Source organism: Turicibacter sp. GALT-G1, assembly GCF_025594995.1.
Lineage (GTDB): Bacteria > Bacillota_I > Bacilli_A > MOL361 > Turicibacteraceae > Turicibacter > Turicibacter bilis.
Genome location: NZ_JAMQUS010000125.1, coordinates 1 through 1,880, shown reverse-complemented (window position 1 = coordinate 1,880; position 1,880 = coordinate 1). Strand labels below are relative to the sequence as shown.

Annotated in this window: 2 protein-coding genes; both read left to right on the top strand. The window is 22.6% G+C overall.

Features of this window, described 5'->3' with window-relative positions; all coding sequences use genetic code 11:
- Positions 1-136: 136 nt before the first annotated feature.
- A complete protein-coding gene (locus NEH74_RS13560) occupies positions 137-682 on the top strand; it encodes a DUF2599 domain-containing protein (protein WP_262941480.1) in 546 nt (181 codons plus the stop codon).
- A 66-nt stretch (positions 683-748) separates the two neighbouring features.
- Entirely contained in the window at positions 749-1,216 is a 468-nt protein-coding gene (locus NEH74_RS13555; protein ID WP_262941478.1) for a thioredoxin family protein, read from the top strand.
- Positions 1,217-1,880 lie beyond the last annotated feature (664 nt).

Sequence of the window (1,880 nt, the reverse complement as noted above, 5' to 3'; positions counted from 1 at the left end):
GTGTACTTTAAATTTACTCATTAATTATACTGTACGTTATTTAATCTCACTTATTTATTATCTTTTCGGTTTTTTTTACATTATATTGTATTTTCTGTAAAAAAATGTTATATTCTTATTGAAAGGTGGGATGATTATGAAAAAAAGGTTGTTATTACCTTTATTAATGGGATCTTTTTTATTCAGTAATCCTGTTGCTAAAGCTTATTCAGAAGAATTTAGTAATATTGATACTGAAAAAGAAAAAATCGAAGTAAACATTTTATATAATTCATACGATGAAGAATTTATAAAAAATGTTGTACTAGATGATGGAACAAAAGTAGGTGACTATGACTATACTATAAATTATTTACCTACTTTACCTGGGGTTAGATCCTACTCTATTTCTCTTTATTTAGACTATGGAGCATGGATTACGAGAGATGGGGTAGTATCTCTAAGTATGATACCTAAATCTAGTGTACGTAATAACTCATCAACAAAAGATACGGCATGGAGTGTTATTTCTAGTCCTACAAAAGGATTTGGTTCAGATTCAAGATGGAAGAATACACAAGTGATGAAATGGCAATTTGATTGTCACTATAGCTTTGCAAAAACAAAAGAATACTGGAATATTGAACCACATAGAACAGCTTCTAATTATCTTCAAGTAGTTGCTAGTGGATGTAATCCATAAAAATTTTATAAAAAAGACAATTAATTCTATTTTAATTGTCTTTTTTTCAAAAAGGAAAGATATGTAATGAAGTTAAAAAAATATATAATTATAGCTATTTTAGCTATAATTATACCTCTATCAATTTACAATATATGTATTAATATTAATCCTTTAAAAACACATACTAATATAGCTAATGACGTTTCGTATGATAATTTTTCAAAAAAAATTGATAATATTGATACTCTACTTGAAGATAATTTAACAGGATTTGTTTACTTTGGAAGAGATACATGTTCCAATTGTTTAAATTTTAATGGTCTATTAGGATCACTCTTACTTGAATACAATCAATTAATTATTTATAAATTTGATACTGATGTATGGAGAAATCACGAAAAATTTAATAATATATTGAAGAAGTATAACATTTCAGAAATTCCAACTTTAATTAACATAAAGAAAGATGGTTCTTATCACACATTTAAACATGAAAGTACTGATAACTTAAAAGAAAATCTAACTAACTTTCTATTAGAAAATTCAAATTAATTTCCCTATTAAAAAAGGAGTATTAGCCTATGCAAATAAAATATAAATTTTCAATTTTATGTATTCTTCTATTAAGTATTTCAATTTTATTAATATCATCTATATTATTCTATCAATTATCAATCTATGCTGATGAACATAATACATCTATTACATTGATTTATGGTGGAAATTTCGGATTCTATTTATATTGGTTAAACTTTATACTAAACTTTTTTATCTGTATTTTATCTTTATTAAACTTATTTAATAGAAAAAGAAATAAGTGATGAAAAATTTTTAAAATTATAGAACTAAGTGGCTAAATTATAAATATTGTGAAATAGATCAAAGAAATAGAATAATGAATACAAAAAGACACTAGAATATATTTTTCTAGTGTCTTTTCTTTCGCCTATTTTTAGTATTAGACGATTAACTCGTGATTTGATTATAACACACTTATATTATATGTAGCAATTTAACATTTTTTAAAATATAATTTAATATACTTAATCATTATTTTTTTATGATTAAATGTATAAATTATCTATATATCTTAATATTTTTTAATTATATTTAATAATCATTTTTTAATGATTATATGTAGCGATTTGATACATATTTTAAATATATTTTATAGTTATTTAATCATCATTTTTTTGTGGTTATATATAATTTCAAC